Genomic DNA, 16,381 nt, shown 5'->3' on the forward strand with positions numbered 1-16,381 from the left:
GTCCCTCGCCGGTGGAGGAACCGCGGTCCACACGGCGAAACTTTCGACTTGAAAGGATTCAGAGGTGTCTCGTCCGTTCCTCAGCGGCGAGCGCTTACCTACCTTGGGGCGCGGACGCAGTCCCGGGGCGATGGCGCCCGGGTAGGGGTCCTGCAGCGCCGCGGCGACCGGCCGGCGGCGCCACGTCGCGAGGGAGACGTCATGAGAGCACGAGGTATTGCGGCGGGGCTTCTCGCCGCCGCGACGGCGGTCGGCGCAGGGGTCGTCGCCGCGGAGAGCGCCCACGCGGCGATCGGCTGCCGCGTCACGTACGCGGTGTCGAACGAGTGGTCGACGGGGTTCGGCGCCGCCGTCACCGTCGAGAACCTGGGGGACGCGGTCAACGGCTGGACGCTGGCCTGGGACTTTCCCGCCGGGCAGACCGTGACGCAGGCGTGGAACGGCGTCGCGAGCCAGTCCGGCACGACCGTGAGCGTCAAGGACGCCGGCTACAACGCGCAGGTCCCGTCGGGCGGCACGGTCGCGTTCGGGTTCAACGGGACGTGGAACGGATCCGCGAACACCGCCCCGACGGCCTTCCGGCTGAACGGCACCGCGTGCACCGGGACGGTCACCCCGACCCCGACGGCGACCCCGACGTCCACGGCGACCCCCACTCCCACCCCGACCGTCACGACCACCCCCACGACGACCACCCCGCCCGCGGGTGCGTGGCAGGCCGAGGACCTCGACCGCGGCCTCATCAGCGTCCGGTCGGGCTCGGGCAACCTCGTGCAGTGGCGCCTGCTCGGCACCGAGGCCGCCTCGACGGGCTTCCACGTGTACCGCGGCGGCACGCGCGTGACGTCCTCGCCGGTCACGGGCTCGACGAACTACGTCGACGCGGGCGCGTCCGCGAGCGCGAGCTACACCGTGCGCGCGGTCGTGAACGGCACCGAGCAGGCGCCGTCGGCCCCGTCGCTGACCTTCGGCAACGGCTACCTCGACGTGCCGATCTCGAAGCCGGGCTCGGGCTACGTCGCCAACGACGGGTCCGTCGGCGACCTCGACGGCGACGGCCGGCTCGAGATCGTCCTCAAGTGGGACCCGACGAACGCCAAGGACAACTCGCAGGCCGGGGTCACCGGCAACGTGTACCTCGACGCGTACCAGCTCGACGGCACCCGCATGTGGCGCATCGACCTGGGCCGCAACATCCGCGCGGGCGCTCACTACACGCAGTTCCAGGTGTACGACTACGACGGCGACGGCAAGGCCGAGGTCGCCGTCAAGACGGCCGACGGCACCCGCTCGGGCACCGGCCAGGTCATCGGCAGCGCGAGCGCCGACCACCGCAACGGCGACGGGTACGTGCTCAGCGGCCCGGAGTACTTCACGGTCTTCCAGGGCCAGACCGGCGCGATCGGCGCCACGACCGACTACGTGCCCGCACGCGGCACCGTGTCGAGCTGGGGCGACTCCTACGGCAACCGCGTCGACCGCTTCCTCGCCGGGACGGCCTACCTCGACGGCGTGCGGCCGTCGATCATCATGGCGCGCGGCTACTACACGCGGGCCGTCGTGGTGGCCTGGGACTACCGCGACGGGAGGCTCACCCGCCGCTGGACGTTCGACTCGAACGCGTCGGGCAACAGCACCTACGCCGGCCAGGGCAACCACTCGCTGACCGTCGGGGACGTCGACGGCGACGGCCGCCAGGAGATCCTCTACGGCGCCGCCGCCATCGACGACGACGGCCGGGGGCTCTGGAACACCCGCTACGGGCACGGCGACGCGGGCCACCTGGGCGACCTCATCCCGAGCCGCCCGGGCCTCGAGTACTACAAGGTCACCGAGACCGCGTCGCAGCCCGACTCCTGGATGGCCGACGCGCGCACCGGGGCGATCCTGTGGCGCACGCCGGGCACGACGGACAACGGCCGCGGCGTCTCGGCCGACATCTGGGCCGGGAGCCCGGGCGCGGAGTCGTGGTCCTCGTCGGACTCCCAGCTCCGCAACACCTCTGGCACGGCGGTCGCCCGCAAGCCCTCGTCGGCGAACTTCCTGGCCTGGTGGGACGGCGACCCGGTCCGGGAGCTGCTCGACGGCACCCGCATCGACAAGTACGGCACGGGCGGCGACACCCGGCTGCTCACCGGCGCGGGCGTGCACAGCAACAACGGCACGAAGTCGACGCCCACGCTGTCGGGCGACATCCTCGGCGACTGGCGCGAGGAGGTCGTCTGGGCGACGTCGGACGACAGCGCGCTGCGCATCTACGCGACGCCGATCGCGACCGACACCCGCGTGTGGACGCTGCTGCACGACCAGCAGTACCGCACCGCGATCGCGTGGCAGAACACGGCGTACAACCAGCCGCCGCACCCCTCGTTCTTCCTGGGGGCACCGTTCACGCTCCCGGCGCAGCCGCGGGTGTACGTGCGCTGACGGCGTGCGGGTCGGCCGGGGTGACACCGGCCGACCCGCACGGGCGTGGGCGGCCGCCCACCGGCTCGACCGACGCGCGGCCCCTCGTCCGGCCAGGCGCTGCGGTGCGCGGGCTCGGCGGCCACGGGTCCGACGGCACCAACGGGCAGGCTGCCGCGCGGGGCGCCCGGCGTAGCGTGGAACGCGTCACGCAGGGGTCGAGGGGGATCGCCGTGAAGCGCTCGTGGGCGTTCCTGGCCGTCACCGTCGCCCTGCTCGCCGGGCCGGGCGCCGCGAGCGCGCTCGCCGGTCCCGCGGACGCCGCGTCGGCCGCGACGGCGGTCGGCGCGGCCCGGGCGGACCTCGCCGACCAGGGCGCGCAGCCCGACGGCGGGCGTCACCACCCGCGGCCCGGCCGCCCGCTGCACGTCGCGATCGGCGACTCGCTCCCGGCCGGCCAGCAGTCGGTGCCCCCCGCGGTCGACTTCCCCACGACGGCCGCGCTGTGGAAGGCCAACGGGTTCGTGGCCCGGTTCCACGCCGTGCTCCCGCGCCGGCTGGACTGCGCTCCGGGGCGCGGCCGGCACGGCGAGGACCTCGACCACCGCGGGCGCGGCTGCCGCGGGATCGCGCTCGTGAACCTGTCCCGGACCGGGATCCCGGGCGTGGCCGGCGGCGTCACGACCGAGACGGTGCTGGCGCCCGGGGACCAGCTGGACCAGGCCGTCGCGCTGCTCGACGCCCGCAACCACGACCGCTCGCGCCGCAACGACGTCGAGGTCGTCACGGTCTCGGTCGGCGGCAACGACCTCTACGGGCCGGCCGTCGCGGCGTGCGTGCTGGCGACGACGCCCGCGTGCCTGCCGACGCTCGAGACGACGTTCGCGGGCTTCGTGACCCGGTACGACGAGATCCTGCGCACGCTCCGGGAGCACGCCGGACCCCGGACGCTCATCCTCGGGATGACGTACTACAACCCCCTCCCGTTCTGCGACCTCGGCGCGACCGACCCGGAGCGCGTGCGGCTGCTCGGCGACGCGATCCTCGAGGGCGGGACGCTCGGCGGCGCGACCCTGCCGGCCGGCTCCAACGACCGGCTCCGCGAGGTCGCCGCGCGCCACGACGTGACCGTCGTCGACGCGTTCGGGCTCCTGGGGGCCGGGGACTTCGTCGGCGGGTCCGACTGCGTGCACCCCGACGGCGACGGCCACGAGCGTCTGGCCCGCGCGTTCGCGGCGGCCCTCCCCCGCTGAGTCGCAGGTGCGACGACGGCTGCCCTCGCCTCACTCGTGCGGGCACGCCGCCGGCGTCGACGCGTCGGTCCGCCGACGGGCGGGGCTGACCCGCTGACCCGCCGACGCGCCGACGACGACACCGCCGGTGCTCGCCGCACGTCCCGGAGCCGCCATCCGGCGTTCACCGCGCCGACCGGCGGCCGTCGGCGGGCGAGGTTAGCCTCGCGAGGTGACCGAGCTGACCTCCCTGACGACCGAGCCGGTCGAGCTGCCCGGCGTGCGCCCCGCGGACCCGCCGACCGAGATGCTGCCGGGCCGGCTGTGGCACGGCGGCTGCCCGGTCGACTTCGACTGGGTCACGGCGACCGGGATCCGCGCGGTGATCGACATCGCCGACGCCGACGCGCACCCGCCGGCGGGCGCGACGGACGGGCTGCTCTACCTCAAGGCCCCGCTCGTCGACGGCGACGACCTGCCCGACCCGGCGCTGACCCTGCGGCTCGCGACCCTCGTCGCCGGGCTGCTCGACGACGGGTACCGCGTCCTCGTGCACTGCACGTTCGGTCGGAACCGCTCCGGGCTGGTGGTGTCGCTCGTCGTCCGCGAGGCGCTCGGCCTCACGGGCGCCGAGGCCCTCGCGCACGTGCAGCAGCACCGCGAGGGCACCGTCAACAACGCGCGCTTCGCGGAGTGGCTGCGCACCCTGCCGGCGCCGCGCTGACGCCGGGCACGCCACCGTCACGTCACAGCGGCGTGCGCCACTCCCGCACCGCGTCGTCGAGCCAGTCGTGCGTGCGCCCGTGGTGCACGTCGTCCCACAGCCGGAACGCGACCCCGCCGAGCTCCGCGACGCGGTCGAGCACCGGGCGTCCGTCCCACGTGAGCACGTCGAACCCGTAGGCGTCGCGGAACCCCCGGTACGCGGCGGCGTCGATCTCGCCGGCGACGAACCGCCGTGCCGCGCTCGTCAGGTCGTACTCGCGGGGCGCACGGGCGATCCGCGGGTCGCTCGGCGGCGATGTCACGAGGAGCGGCGTGACCCGACTCGACCGTTGGGAGCAGCGCGCCGAGGTGCCCCTGTCCGTGGCCGCGCTCGTCTTCCTCGCCGCCTACGCCGTGCCGATCGCCGCACCGGACGTCTCGGAGAGCACGCGAGCCGTGTGCGAGACAGTGCTCACCGCGACCTGGATCGCCTTCGCCGTGGACTACGCCATCCGGCTGAAGCTCGCTGAAGCGCGCCGCGCGTTCATCCGGCACAACCTCTCTGACCTCGCCGTGATCGCACTGCCGATCCTGCGTCCCTTGCGGCTCCTGCGACTGGTCGCGCTGATCGGCGTGCTCAAGCCAGGTGCGCCGCGTTCGGCGCGGTGATCGCGAGTGCGCCACAGGTAAGGAGCAGCGCAGTGCCGGCGGTCACGTAGGTGACGACCCGTCCTCGCAGGGAGCGAGCGCCGGCGCGGTTGGCTCGTCGAGCGCGTCGCCGACGCCGCCGAACAGCAAGAGGCCGTGACACGAGACCAGCTCGACGACCTCATAGCAGAGGTCCGCCAACGACGAGCCGAACTCGCCAACCGCCGCCGCGCCGACGACGAAGGCGCGCCTGAGGCAGGCGTGACACGTACGTAGACGATCGTTTGAGTGCATGGATGCGCACGCACGGCCCGTGTGCGCACGGTCGTCAGCGCCGCACGGCCGGCGACCCGGCCCTCCGGTTCGACCGCGCAGCGGCATGAGCGCGCGTAGGAGTGCGCTCGGAGCATGTGACAGGTCTCGGTCCCTCTCGCCTCAGTCGCTCAGCGCCCCGGAAGCGGCGGCAAGCGCCGACAGGCATCCGAGAACCACGGCCCACACGAGAGCCTCCGAACGAAGGACTGCGGCGGCACGGCTACGAAAGCAATGGCGAGCGTCGTGAACCATGCGTGGACCGTAGGCCCGGCACAACGCGCACGGAAGCGCCGGCGGCCCAGCGTTCCCGGTGGACCCCGCAACGGCATGACCGTGCGCTGCGCGCACAGCGGGACCTCACAGCGCACTCGCTGGCCTCCCGCCGAGCGCATGCACCTGAACGGAGGTTTGTGTACACGCAGTGGCGAGACGCCGCGGGGGCCGCCCTGCGGCGTCCCCAACGCACCAACCAGCTGTACTCAAGCCTTCGGTCAGGTGCAGTGTCCCGTGTGATGAGCCGTCAGTCGCCGCCGCCTGACGCGTGCAGCGTTGGGGCAAGCGTTGTTGCGGTGACGCGTACCGGGTGCCGAGAGTGATCGACGCTGCGGGCGGCGCGCCTCGGCCCTCGCTTGACAGACCTCAGAGGTTCTCTAGCGTCGAGACCATGACCCTCATGCAGTTGCGTGACCTGACTGGGACCGTCGTGGCGGTCACCGGTGCCTCCGCCGGCATCGGCCGTGCCATCACCGAGGCGCTGGTTGCCGCGGGCGCCAACGTCGTGGTCGGAGCTCGCCGGCTCGAGCGTCTCACCGAGCTGGCCGGGCAACTGGGAACCGACCGGGTCGTGCCCGTGCAAATGGACGTGCGCGCGCCCGCCGACAACGCCCGCCTCGTGCAGGCGGCCCTAGACACCTGGGGCCGACTGGACTCCGTGGTCGCCAACACAGGCGTCGGTCTCTACGGCTCGGTCCTGGACGGCAGCGACGAGGACATTCGAACCATGATCGACACCAACTTCACCGGCACCGTCTTCACCGTGCGTGCCGCGCTGCCACCGATGCTCGAGGCCGGTGCAGGCGACATCGTCATCGTCGCCTCCGTGGCGAGCTTCCGCGGCGGGCCGGACGAGGCCGTGTACGCCGGAACCAAGTTCGCCCAGCAAGGCTTCGCGGGCTCCATCGATCGTGAGCTCCGCGAGAAGGGGATCCGTGTGACGACGATCAACCCCGCCGGGGTCGAGACGGAGTTCGCGATCGGCAAAGGCCGCACCCAGGGTGACCCCTCGCTCGCGGAGTACCTGCGCCCGGAGATGGTCGCCCACGCCGTCGTCACCACGCTGCAGCAGCCGCGCGAGATGCGGACACAGCACTGGGCGATGTGGAGCATGCGCCAGGGCAGCTGAAGGAGCCGTGGCTCGGCAGACGGAGCCGCGGCGCTGGGCGAGGTTCGGTCGCGGAATCGACAGACCGAAGGAGCACAGACCCATGGAGAACACAGGCAGCACGGTCCGTGGCGAGCGGGTCCCGAAGGTTGTCGTCTTCGACGTGAACGAGACGCTGAGCGACATGTCGCCGATGTCGGCCCGTTGGAAGAGTGTCGGCGCGCCGGCCTACCTCGCGCGGCAGTGGTTCGTCGAGGTGCTTCGTGACGGCTTCGCTCTGGCCGCCGCGGGTGCGTCGCAACCCTTCGCAGAGATCGCCGCTGCCACCGCCGAGCGGCTCCTCATGCCCGTCGGAATCGAGGACGTGCCGGCGGCGGTGAAGCACGTGATGGCGGGTTTCGGTGACCTCGACGTCCACCCGGACGTGCCGGACGGCGTGCGCGGCCTTCGCGCCGCCGGGATCCGGTTGGTCACGCTCTCAAACGGTAGTGCCAAGGTGGCAGATGGCCTGCTGACGCGGGCGGGCCTGCGGGGCGACCTCGAGGCTCTCCTCAGCGTCGACGACGCGCCACGGTGGAAGCCTGCGCCTGAGGCGTACGCGCACGCGGTCCGCTGGGGCGGGGTGGCGGCGGCCGAGATGCTACTCGTCGCGGTGCACCCCTGGGACATCGACGGCGCAGGACGGGTCGGGATGCGCACCGCCTGGATCAACCGGGACGCAGCCCACTACCCCGCATTCTTCCGGCAGCCGGATATCGCAGTGGCGTCACTGACGGACCTCGCAGCGCGGTGGTCCCGGCGATGAAGCCGCTGCTGGCCCGTACCTGAACGGACGTTTAGGTGCACCGTCATACGACGCCTCAGGTGCTCGGCGGGGTCTCCGAAAACCCTGCGCGGGCGATCGGCTCGCGGAGCCAAGGCCAGTCGTCCTCGGCCCAGATCGTGAAGCGGTCTACAGCGCCACCCTCGCCCAAAGACAGCTCGACCAGCCACTCGACGTCGGAGTGCTGAACCACCTCCACCGGGACGAGGTCTGGTGGTGGATGTGGGCCGCGAGGGCGCGCGCCCGCGGCTCGCTCATCACGGGCGCCCCCGCGCGTCGTCGTTCACCCGGACACTGTGCGTCACGGCCGCTTCTCGCGGAAGTAGCCGGCGCCTTCGCAGGTGCATGTAATCAAACGATCGTTTAGGTACATGTCACGCTGTCGTGCGTTGATCATGGCGTCGCAGCGGCTTGGTCAGCCATCGCCGCCACCGGGGCACGATCAGCACCGTCAGCGCCGGTGTGGCGTAGGCGAGGGCTGCCCAGGGGTGCGATCGACCCGCGGCGAGGGCTGCCCGGGCATCGCGAACGGCCATCACGACGCCCGGATCGGCCGGGTCGTGCACTAGCTCGAGTGGAGCGGTGTACCGGGAGTCGGCCGGGGCTTGCTCCCAGTACTGGTACGGGCCCCGCGTGGTCCACCCTGCTTCACGTACAACCGAGCGGAGGTTGGTCGACGCTCCATGCCATGTGCACTTGAACGAACGTTCGAGTACATGTACCGGCGTCCGCGCTCACGGGGTCACTCCGGCGTCGCCGAGGGTTGAGGGATCGAGCGTGGAGCGTTCAGCGGCGGGGATCGACCGGAACGTACCCGCCCTCGGCATCTCGGACGAGCAGCGTCGCGACGTCGCCCGCGACGCGGACGAGGCCTTCGCGCCAGACGCCGTCGACGAGCATCCGAACCTGGCCCTGACCGTCGCCCGTGGGGAGGGTGTACTCGTCGAGCAGCACGTCGGCGTGTTGCGCCTGCTGCTCGACCTGCCGGGCCAGGCCCGGATCTGTGCGCGCATCGACGACGAACCAGGCTCCGATGCCCACCGCCGCCACGGTCAGCACGACCAGCAGGGGGACCCACAGCCGCTCGAGCGAGTCGCTGCGCCCGCGAGGCATGTCTTTCGCCATTTCGAGGAACACGTCCGCTCCTTCCCGCCGGCCGGGCCGGCTGCCCAACACCGGCGTCTGGTGCGCCGCCGCGACGCGGAACGCGCAAGCCAGGGTTCATGCCATCGTCACACGACGGTCAAGCCAGCACCAGGCCACGCTCGTTTGAGCCAAACCGTCGAGACTGCCTCATCGCGAACTCGACCGCGCTCTGCTCGAGTGCATGTACTCAAACGATCGTTTGAGTACATGCCGTCAGAGCGGGCAGCGGCCCACGGGCGCCTCCGCCGCGCGGCAAACTGGGGCGGTGACGCCGGCTGAGATCCACCTGACGCGACTGGTCGAGGCGGACGATCCCAACGCAGTAGCCGCGGAGCTGCGAGCCGCCGTGGGTGAGCGAGGAGCCCTCGACCTCGCAGTGTCGTGGAGCCGAGCGATCGACCCAGACATACGGAGCGCCGCGCTGGATCTGCTCGTCGCCGTCCTCGACGCGGCCTGGGAAGCGTCGCCGGAGGTCGGCCCCGCACCCGAGATGGTCCGCCTGGTCATCGAGCAGGCCGGCTCCGTCTCGGTAGACCACGAGAACGAGTACCTGCGTTGGATCGCCGCGCGAGCCCTGCGGCTGGTGGCAGGTCTCGACGAGGACGGACAAGCGACCGAGCTGTTGATGCGCTTCGCCGACGACGAGGACGGCGACGTTCGCCTCCAGGTGTCGTTCCAGCTGGCCTTCTCCCTTGAGGACGACGCCGCACCTGACGACCCGGACGTGGAACTGCTCGTGCGGCTGCTCAGCGACCCCGACCCCGATGTCCGCGACTACGCGTCCTTCGCCTTCACCATCAACTCTGTCGACTCCCCGACCATCCGAGACGAGCTCCTGACCCTGAGCGCGACCTCCGAGGAGCCGGCCGCAGGGCAGGCGGGGGCCGCCCTCGCCGAGCGCGGCGACACCCGGGTGCTCCCGATCGCCGTCGTTTACGTACATGCACGAACAGGCGATGGCCGACCGGCTGCGGGTCAGCGGTCGCGTCGAAAGCCGGCGCCAGCGTGCTCGCCGCTGCTCCCGGTGCCGCTCGTGCCGCTCGTCCCGCTCGTGCGTCGAACTCGCTGACCGGCTGCAGGCGCGCGACGCCCTCGAGTCGTCTGGCGAGGGCGAAGATGCTTGTCCGCGCGACAAGATGGCGGAGTTCGGCATCCGACGGAGGAGGACGACGTGGAACGCGTGACCGGGGTCGGTGGCATCTTCGTGGCGGCGCGCGATCCGGAACGGCTGGCCCGGTGGTACAGCCTCCAGCTCGGGGTCGACCCCGCGCCCGACTCCTACGAGGTGTCCTCGTGGTGGCAGGACGCGGGCCCGACCGTCTTCGCCCCCATTGCCCACGACGGGGAGCACGTCGCCGGCCCCGCGCACTCGTGGTCGTTGAACTTCCGCGTCGCGGACCTCGACGCGATGGTCGAGCAGCTGCGCCGCAACGGTGTCGCCGTTGAGGTCGACCCCGAGGTCTACCCCAACGGCCGGTTCGCCTCTCTGCAGGACCCCGAGGGCAACCCGCTGCAGCTATGGCAGCCCGAGGGCGCCGATCGGCGTGGACCGGTCTGAGCGTCGCCTCTTGGGATAAGCCCGATCCCGACACCGGGTCCTGGCTGCTCGCCCATGGGTGTTTTGCGGTCGTGCTCGTGCTGGTGCTGGTCGCCATCGGTGGCGTCATCGCCGTCCGCTGGCTCGTCAGCCTGTGGTGACGGGCCGACGTCCGCACCACCACACGCCACGACTTCATCAGCACCAAGCCCTCGCCGGCCGGCGAAGCACGTACATGTACTCAAACGAACGTTTGGGTACATGTACGCAGGCTCCCCTGCGGGCGGTGCCTGTCCCGCTCCGTGGTCGGCACGTCTGCGCAGAGCCAGCGGCACGTCCGTGTGGAGTCAGGCCCTCAGTCGAGCCAGCTCGGCAGAGGCGTGCCTGGATGGACGACCGCGATGTTGTCCGAGGACGGGACGAGTACGCCGTCCAGGGAATCACCCAGCACGACGTCGACACGGTCTCCCTCACCGCGGATGGTGATCCGGGGGCACCAGAAGCTGCCGAGGGCTTCGTCCCACGGGACGTAGTGGAGATCCACACCCGTGACGCGCCCGCCGACCATCGGCGCCCAGCTCGGGGCATGCTCCCCCACGTCCCAGATCGCCACGTCCGCGTCGCTTCTGACGCCGCTGCCGAGCATCGGGGTGGGCTGCAGGCCGATTCCCTCGCGTTCGCCGGGGGGATCCCACGTGAGCGAGAACACCGCGCCCCCGTCAGTCGCCACCTCGAACCCGTGGTCCACGGCGTCGAACCCGTCGAAGAGCCATGTCGGGTCGTTCCACTCCAGCTCCGCGTCGATGTTCCGAGGGCCGTCGTCAACTAGTCCGGGGTGCAGCTCGTGGCGGCGGTAGTCGAGAGTGAAGTAGCGGACAGCTCGGATGCGCGCGCCGACCAGCTCGTCGGCATCGCGGCGGCGCGCCTCCACCTCGGCGGCCGAGCCGGCCCAAGACCACACCCGCCCTTCTCCACGTGCCCCGACCTCCATGGCGCGAGTCTTGCAGGTCCTCTACCCATCGAAGCTCTGCCAGGTCCCCTCGGCGGCAGGTGCAACGACACGTACCTAAACGATCGTTTAGGTACATGTCTCACCGGGCTGACACCAGGGCTGTACGCCAGCGTGCCTCCACTCGCCACTGGCAGTGGCTCACTGTGGCCTCGGTTCCACCAGCGGTGACCGCAGCGCCGGGAGTCGGGCCTGGTCTCGTCGTGGTCGGTGTCCCGGGCTCATGGCGGCTCGCGCTGTCGACGGGTTCGGTCAGCTGTCGATGTCCTCGGTGGAGCAGCCGCCCTGCTCATCAGGTGCGTCCGTCCGCAGGGAGCAGTCGCTGGCCTGGTGGGCGTCGAGACCGCTGCGGATCCTCCGGGTGATGGCGTCGAGGGCCGTCCGTCCGGGCCCAGGGCTGAAGACCTGGCGGCACGGGTGGTGCGTTGACCGGTTGAGCCCGCCCTCGTTTCCGGCCACCACGGGGAACGTCGCCTGGAGGTGCGGGGTGCGGGTCGGCCAGGCGGTGGCGGGTCACGACACTCGGGCTCGCGCGACGACTCAGCGGGTGGCGATGCGGACCGATGAGACTGGCACCGGCTCTCACCGGTGCCGCCCCCGCCCTGGAGTCCTTGATGCTGCTGAAGAACCTCTCGATCGGTCGTCGTCTCGCGATCGGGTTCCTCGTGGTCGTCCTCGCGATGATCACCGTGACCGCGGTGGGGGTCACGCGGGTCGAGCAGATCCAGACGCGCCTGAGCACGATCAACGACCTGAACAGCGTCAAGCAGCGCTACGCCATCAACTTCCGCGGGAGCGTGCACGACCGTGCGATCGCCCTGCGCGACGTGGTGCTGGCGGGGTCGCCGGCCGACGTCGACCGCGAGGTCGCGCTGATCGAGAGCCTCGAGGCGGACTACGCCGACTCCGCGGTGCTCATGGCCGAGGTGTTCGCCGACCCGGCGAACGTCGGCGAGAAGGAGGTCGAGGCGCTCGCGCAGATCGAGCGCATCGAGGCGGAGACGATGCCGCTCGTCGACGAGGTCGTCGGGCTCCAGCGCGCGGGCGAGGGCGAGGCCGCCCTGGCGCTGCTCACCGAGGAGGCCAAGCCGCGGTTCGTCGAGTGGCTCGCGGCCATCAACGTGCTGATCGACCTCGAGGAGTCGATGAACCAGGCGGAGTCCGCGCAGGCCCGCAGCATCGCCGGCAGCTTCCTCATGACGATGGTGCTGCTGGCCGCGCTGGCCGCGCTGGCGGCGAGCGTCGTCGCGTGGCGGCTCACGCGAGGGATCACGCGACCGCTCGCCGCGGCCGTCGACGTGCTCGCGCACGTGGCCGACGGCGACCTGACACAACGGCTCGACGTGACGTCGAACGATGAGGTCGGCCGCCTCGCGCGCTCCCTGAACACCGCACTGGCCGCGGTAGGTGGTGCGCTCGGCTCGGTCGCCGGCAGCACGCAAGGGCTGTCCGCTCTCAGCGGGCGCATCGGTGAGCTCTCCGGACGGATCGCCGAGGGCGCGCAGGAGTCCGCGGCGCAGGCCGACGTCGTGGCGTCCGCCGCGAACGAGGTCTCCTCGAACGTGCACGCCGTCGCCTCCGGCTCCGAGCAGATGGGCGCGTCGATCCGCGAGATCGCTCAGAGCGCCAACGAGGCAGCCGGCGTCGCCCAGCGCGCCGTGGACGTCGTCGAGATCACCAGCGCGACGGTCTCTCGGCTCGGGGACTCCAGCCGCGAGATCGACGCGGTCGTCAAGACCATCACGACCATCGCCGAGCAGACCAACCTCCTCGCGCTCAATGCCACGATCGAGGCCGCACGCGCCGGTGAGGCGGGCAAGGGCTTCGCCGTCGTGGCCGGGGAGGTCAAGGAGCTCTCGCAGGAGACCGCGCGGGCGACCGAGGACATCTCCCGGCGGGTCGAGGCGATCCAGGCGGACACGCGCAGCGCCGTCGCGGCGATCGCGGAGGTCGCGTCCGTCATCGCCCGCATGAACGACCACCAGATGACGGTCGCCTCGGCAGTCGAGGAGCAGAACGCCACGACGACCGAGATGAACCGCGGGGTCGCCGAGGCGGCTGCCGGCTCGGAGCAGATCGCCGCGAACATCACCCGGGTCGCCGACGTGGCGCGCGCGACGACCGACTCGGTGGCCGAGTCCCAGCGCGCGGCGGACGAGCTCGCCAGTGTCTCGGAGGAGCTTCGCGGGCTCGTGCAGCAGTTCCGCTTCTGACCGCGTCTCAGCGACCTGGCCGAAAGCGAGCCAAAGCGGCCCCCTTCCCGCCGTCGCAGCCACCCGACAGCGGACACCTACGGTCGGTCGGCCAGCCGTAGGCGCAAACGCTCTGCGACGCGAGTGGCCTCATCGCGCTCGTCGAGCATTCCAACCTGTTCGCTGACGGCCGCCCACCGGACAAGCTCCGCCAGGATGAACGACCAGTCCGTCGTGAGCAGGTCAGGAGTGATGTCGGCGGTGACCGGTGGCCACCCCGCTGGTCCTTCCTCCCGGTTCGGGTGTGACGCGGCAGCCGCCCACCCGGCTTTGCGAATACGACGGCCGGTCTCGACGCGTGGGTCATCGCCGTCCACGGCTGCGTCAGATACGGAGTTGTCGATCGTGGCGTCGACCAGCAGCCAGTCGCTGACGGGCATGGCGATCTCTCGGGCGTCGTTCACGGCGGAAGTGTCGCCCCGCGGACACCGACTACGCCAGCCGCTCCCAGTCACGTCGTGGACAGCCCGCCCTACCTCGACGAAGCGGGCCCTATCCCGTGGCCGGGGCAGGCCTCGACCGGAACGACGGCGATCGCGACCAACGGTTTCGACCGCCGTTTGGCGTAGACCGGCGTCGGTGGCCGGAAACAGCGAAAGTGGCCTCCGTCGCGCTGCTGTAGCCACTCGACAACGGACGTGTTCCGATGAGAGACGCAAAGGCGGTTGCGAACGGACCGCGCTGAGCGGGTCAGCGGAGGTTGAGGACGGCTTCGTGCAGCACGCGCCGCAGCTCGAAGTGGGCCTCGACCATGCGCCCGAGGATGATCAGGTGGCGCACCTGCTGAGGGGTCCACTCCCGGGCGCTGGTGTCCATGATCTCCAGGGCGCCCAGCGGTTCGTCGCCGATCGAGCTGAGCGTCGTTCCCATGTAGGCCCGCATCTTCACCGCGCCGGTGACGTACGGGTTGGCTGCGAAGCGGACGTCGCGCGTCATGTCCGGGACCACCGTGGGTTCCAGGCGGTCCTGGATCGTGACCGCGGTGAAGGACTCCGCCTGCTGGAACGTCGCGATGAAGTCGCCCACACATGCCTTCACGACGCCTTCGTCCGGCAGCACCAGACCGATCGACACGTACGGGGCGCCTGTCACGTCGCGCGCCAGCTCGACGAGGTCGTCGTACTCCGGACCGTCGAACGAGTGCACCAGCCCGTACCGGTCCAGCGCCTGCAGCGAACGAGGCTCCTCGGCAAGCAGGGCGTCGGCCGGTGCGACGGTCACGTTGGCATTCATCACGGGTCCCTTCCACGGTCGCCGACCCCCGACGACCTACCAGCCCACCCATCGGCCCCGCACCCCGCCCATCCAGCATTCGCAACAGAACCGGCCGACATCACACCCTCGCGGCGAGCACACGTGGCCGAGCCGGCGCCGACGGCACGGCGAGCACACGGACGCGAAGGAGGCCCCGCTGCTGCAGGGGGCTAGAGCAGCGGGGCCTCCACGTCAGCGTATCGACCACATCTGGACGCCGGTCCAGTGGCGGACGGATGAACCCACGTCGGCAGGGCGCGGCATACCCCCTCCCCTAGTCAGCTCGGAGGTAGCCACAGCGACCACACGCCGGCCACAACGCCGCACACCGCCCCGAGCACGACGAAACCAGGCATCGGCGCGGAGCCCGTCGAGCACGCTCGACAGGATCGTGGCCTGCACACGCGTGCCGGACGGGTCCCACGACCCGGTCGTAGTGAACGGGAGTCCCTCGGCTTCGTGGATCCGCCGGTGCTTCTCCGTCAGCCGGTTGATCGCCTCGTGGTCCGTGCCTGCTCCGCCCGCTCCCGTCCGTGCACCTCGCTGAGCTCGTCGAGCCGCCACGTCACGTGCAGGGCGCGCGCCGTTCTCTTCCGGGCCGTGGCGAGCCCGTGGCCGATGCCCCACAGCGTCAGCAGGCGCGACGCGACGGTCAGAAGGGTCAGGACGACCCGCACATCCATGGCCGGGGTCAGCGTTCGACGCGGATGCGGGGGTGTTGTCCGGCGGGGTAGACGTCGGCGGTCCGGTCCTCGTCGCCGCGCGCGCTGCCGCCGCCGTAGGTGTCAGCAGCAAGCACGCCGGCACCGACGTGGTCCACCGCGACGAGTCCGACACGCTCTGGCTCGACGGCGTGGCGACGAAGCCGAGCTGACGCGAGCTCGTGGTCAGAGCCCTGGCCGGGCCGGGCCGGTCATCGTTTCGGACGTTGACCGGGCCGCGGCGTGGGCTCAGCCGAGCAGGCGGGTCATCTCGGAGATCTCGGCGGTCTGGTCCTCGATGATCGTCTCCGCGAGCGCGACCGCGTCGGCGTTCTCGCCGCCGTCGACCTCGTCCTGCGACATCGTGATCGCGCCCTGGTGGTGCTCGATCATCATCGTGAGGAACGCCTCGTCGAACGCGGCGCCCTCGGTCTCCTCGAGCCGCTCCATCTGCTCGTCGGTCATCATCCCGGGCATCGAGCCGTGGTCCATGTCGCCGTGGTCCATCCCGGCCATGGCGTCGTCCGCGGGGACCTCGGCGTCCCAGGCCTCGAGCCACGCGGTCATCGTCTCGATCTCGGGCCCCTGGGCGGCGGCGATGCGCTCCGCGAGGTCGAGGACCTCGGGGGTCTGCGTGCGGTCGGCGGCGAGCTCGGCCATCTCGACCGCGCCCCGGTGGTGCACGATCATCCCCTGCGCGAACTGCACGTCCGCGTCGTTGTGCTCGGCGGGCGCCTCGCTCGTCGACGCGGGTTCCGAGGCGGACGACGTGGCCGCGCCCGGGTCCGCCCCGGGGTCGCCGGAACAGCCGGTCAGGGTCAGCAGCAGCGCGACGCCCGCGGCGGCCGCACCGGGCAGCGTGGCGGTGCGGCGGGCCGGGGTCGGGCGGGTGCGTGCGGTCATGGTGGAGCTCCCTCGGTCTGTGGTCGGGTGGTCGAGGTGGTGGCGCGGCGCACGGGCCGGCCCCTGGAC

17 protein-coding genes are annotated in these 16,381 nt (G+C 71.6%); 9 read left to right on the forward strand and 8 right to left on the reverse strand.

The features are described from left to right. Positions 1 to 201: 201 nt before the first annotated feature. From NXY84_RS20795 to NXY84_RS20805, 3 genes are all read left to right on the forward strand, one after another. Positions 202 to 2,427: a cellulose binding domain-containing protein gene (locus NXY84_RS20795; protein WP_258724932.1), complete on the forward strand. Its 2,226-nt coding sequence runs from the start codon at positions 202 to 204 to the stop codon at positions 2,425 to 2,427. 212 nt (positions 2,428 to 2,639) lie between these two features. Further along, positions 2,640 to 3,659: an SGNH/GDSL hydrolase family protein gene (locus NXY84_RS20800; protein WP_258724933.1), complete on the forward strand. Its 1,020-nt coding sequence runs from the start codon at positions 2,640 to 2,642 to the stop codon at positions 3,657 to 3,659. A gap of 211 nt (positions 3,660 to 3,870) precedes the next feature. Then, positions 3,871 to 4,362 carry a protein-tyrosine phosphatase family protein gene (locus NXY84_RS20805; RefSeq protein WP_258724934.1) on the forward strand — a complete coding sequence of 164 codons (492 nt, stop codon included), beginning with the start codon at positions 3,871 to 3,873 and terminating at the stop codon, positions 4,360 to 4,362. A gap of 22 nt (positions 4,363 to 4,384) precedes the next feature. Here the strand turns inward: NXY84_RS20805 and NXY84_RS20810 are convergent, their stop codons facing one another. Beyond that, positions 4,385 to 4,666, reverse strand: coding sequence for a hypothetical protein (locus NXY84_RS20810; protein ID WP_258724935.1), 282 nt, complete (start codon positions 4,664 to 4,666; stop codon positions 4,385 to 4,387). Positions 4,667 to 4,676: 10 nt separating this feature from the next. Between NXY84_RS20810 and NXY84_RS20815 the strand changes: the two genes are divergently transcribed. From NXY84_RS20815 to NXY84_RS20825, 3 genes are all read left to right on the forward strand, one after another. Then, positions 4,677 to 5,012: a hypothetical protein gene (locus tag NXY84_RS20815; protein WP_258724936.1), complete on the forward strand. Its 336-nt coding sequence runs from the start codon at positions 4,677 to 4,679 to the stop codon at positions 5,010 to 5,012. Positions 5,013 to 5,970: 958 nt separating this feature from the next. After that, positions 5,971 to 6,708, forward strand: a complete 738-nt coding sequence (locus tag NXY84_RS20820; protein ID WP_258724937.1) for an SDR family oxidoreductase — start codon at positions 5,971 to 5,973, stop codon at positions 6,706 to 6,708. 82 nt (positions 6,709 to 6,790) lie between these two features. Beyond that, the gene (locus NXY84_RS20825) at positions 6,791 to 7,492 is read left to right on the forward strand and encodes a haloacid dehalogenase type II (RefSeq protein ID WP_258724938.1); all 702 of its coding nucleotides are present in this window, start codon (positions 6,791 to 6,793) and stop codon (positions 7,490 to 7,492) included. A gap of 804 nt (positions 7,493 to 8,296) precedes the next feature. Here the strand turns inward: NXY84_RS20825 and NXY84_RS20830 are convergent. Next, complete coding sequence (locus tag NXY84_RS20830) at positions 8,297 to 8,647, reverse strand: hypothetical protein (protein WP_258724939.1); 351 nt, start codon at positions 8,645 to 8,647, stop codon at positions 8,297 to 8,299. A gap of 274 nt (positions 8,648 to 8,921) precedes the next feature. Between NXY84_RS20830 and NXY84_RS20835 the strand changes: the two genes are divergently transcribed. Both NXY84_RS20835 and NXY84_RS20840 read left to right on the forward strand, forming a co-directional pair. Then, a complete protein-coding gene (locus NXY84_RS20835) occupies positions 8,922 to 9,725 on the forward strand; it encodes a hypothetical protein (protein WP_258724940.1) in 804 nt (267 codons plus the stop codon). Positions 9,726 to 9,827: 102 nt separating this feature from the next. After that, the gene (locus tag NXY84_RS20840) at positions 9,828 to 10,214 is read left to right on the forward strand and encodes a VOC family protein (RefSeq protein WP_258724941.1); all 387 of its coding nucleotides are present in this window, start codon (positions 9,828 to 9,830) and stop codon (positions 10,212 to 10,214) included. Between the two features lie 334 nt (positions 10,215 to 10,548). Here NXY84_RS20840 and NXY84_RS20845 read toward each other — a convergent pair whose 3' ends face one another. Next, the gene (locus NXY84_RS20845; RefSeq protein WP_258724942.1) at positions 10,549 to 11,154 is read right to left on the reverse strand and encodes a hypothetical protein; all 606 of its coding nucleotides are present in this window, start codon (positions 11,152 to 11,154) and stop codon (positions 10,549 to 10,551) included. A gap of 611 nt (positions 11,155 to 11,765) precedes the next feature. Here NXY84_RS20845 and NXY84_RS20850 point away from each other — a divergent pair. Further along, positions 11,766 to 13,415 (forward strand): methyl-accepting chemotaxis protein, encoded by a 1,650-nt coding sequence (locus NXY84_RS20850; RefSeq protein WP_258724943.1) that lies wholly within the window; start codon positions 11,766 to 11,768, stop codon positions 13,413 to 13,415. A 77-nt stretch (positions 13,416 to 13,492) separates the two neighbouring features. Here the strand turns inward: NXY84_RS20850 and NXY84_RS20855 are convergent, their stop codons facing one another. From NXY84_RS20855 to NXY84_RS20875, 5 genes are all read right to left on the reverse strand, one after another. After that, on the reverse strand, positions 13,493 to 13,858 hold the full coding sequence (locus tag NXY84_RS20855; protein ID WP_258724944.1) for a hypothetical protein: 366 nt from the start codon (positions 13,856 to 13,858) through the stop codon (positions 13,493 to 13,495). Positions 13,859 to 14,144: 286 nt separating this feature from the next. After that, positions 14,145 to 14,687 carry a GAF domain-containing protein gene (locus NXY84_RS20860; protein WP_258724945.1) on the reverse strand — a complete coding sequence of 181 codons (543 nt, stop codon included), beginning with the start codon at positions 14,685 to 14,687 and terminating at the stop codon, positions 14,145 to 14,147. 503 nt (positions 14,688 to 15,190) lie between these two features. Further along, positions 15,191 to 15,391 (reverse strand): hypothetical protein, encoded by a 201-nt coding sequence (locus tag NXY84_RS20865; protein ID WP_258724946.1) that lies wholly within the window; start codon positions 15,389 to 15,391, stop codon positions 15,191 to 15,193. An 8-nt stretch (positions 15,392 to 15,399) separates the two neighbouring features. Beyond that, positions 15,400 to 15,528, reverse strand: coding sequence for a hypothetical protein (locus NXY84_RS20870; protein ID WP_258724948.1), 129 nt, complete (start codon positions 15,526 to 15,528; stop codon positions 15,400 to 15,402). A 130-nt stretch (positions 15,529 to 15,658) separates the two neighbouring features. Then, on the reverse strand, positions 15,659 to 16,312 hold the full coding sequence (locus tag NXY84_RS20875; protein WP_258724949.1) for a DUF305 domain-containing protein: 654 nt from the start codon (positions 16,310 to 16,312) through the stop codon (positions 15,659 to 15,661). Positions 16,313 to 16,381: the final 69 nt, after the last annotated feature.

The sequence above is a fragment of the Cellulomonas sp. NS3 genome (assembly GCF_024757985.1).
Taxonomy (GTDB): Bacteria; Actinomycetota; Actinomycetes; order Actinomycetales; family Cellulomonadaceae; genus Cellulomonas_A.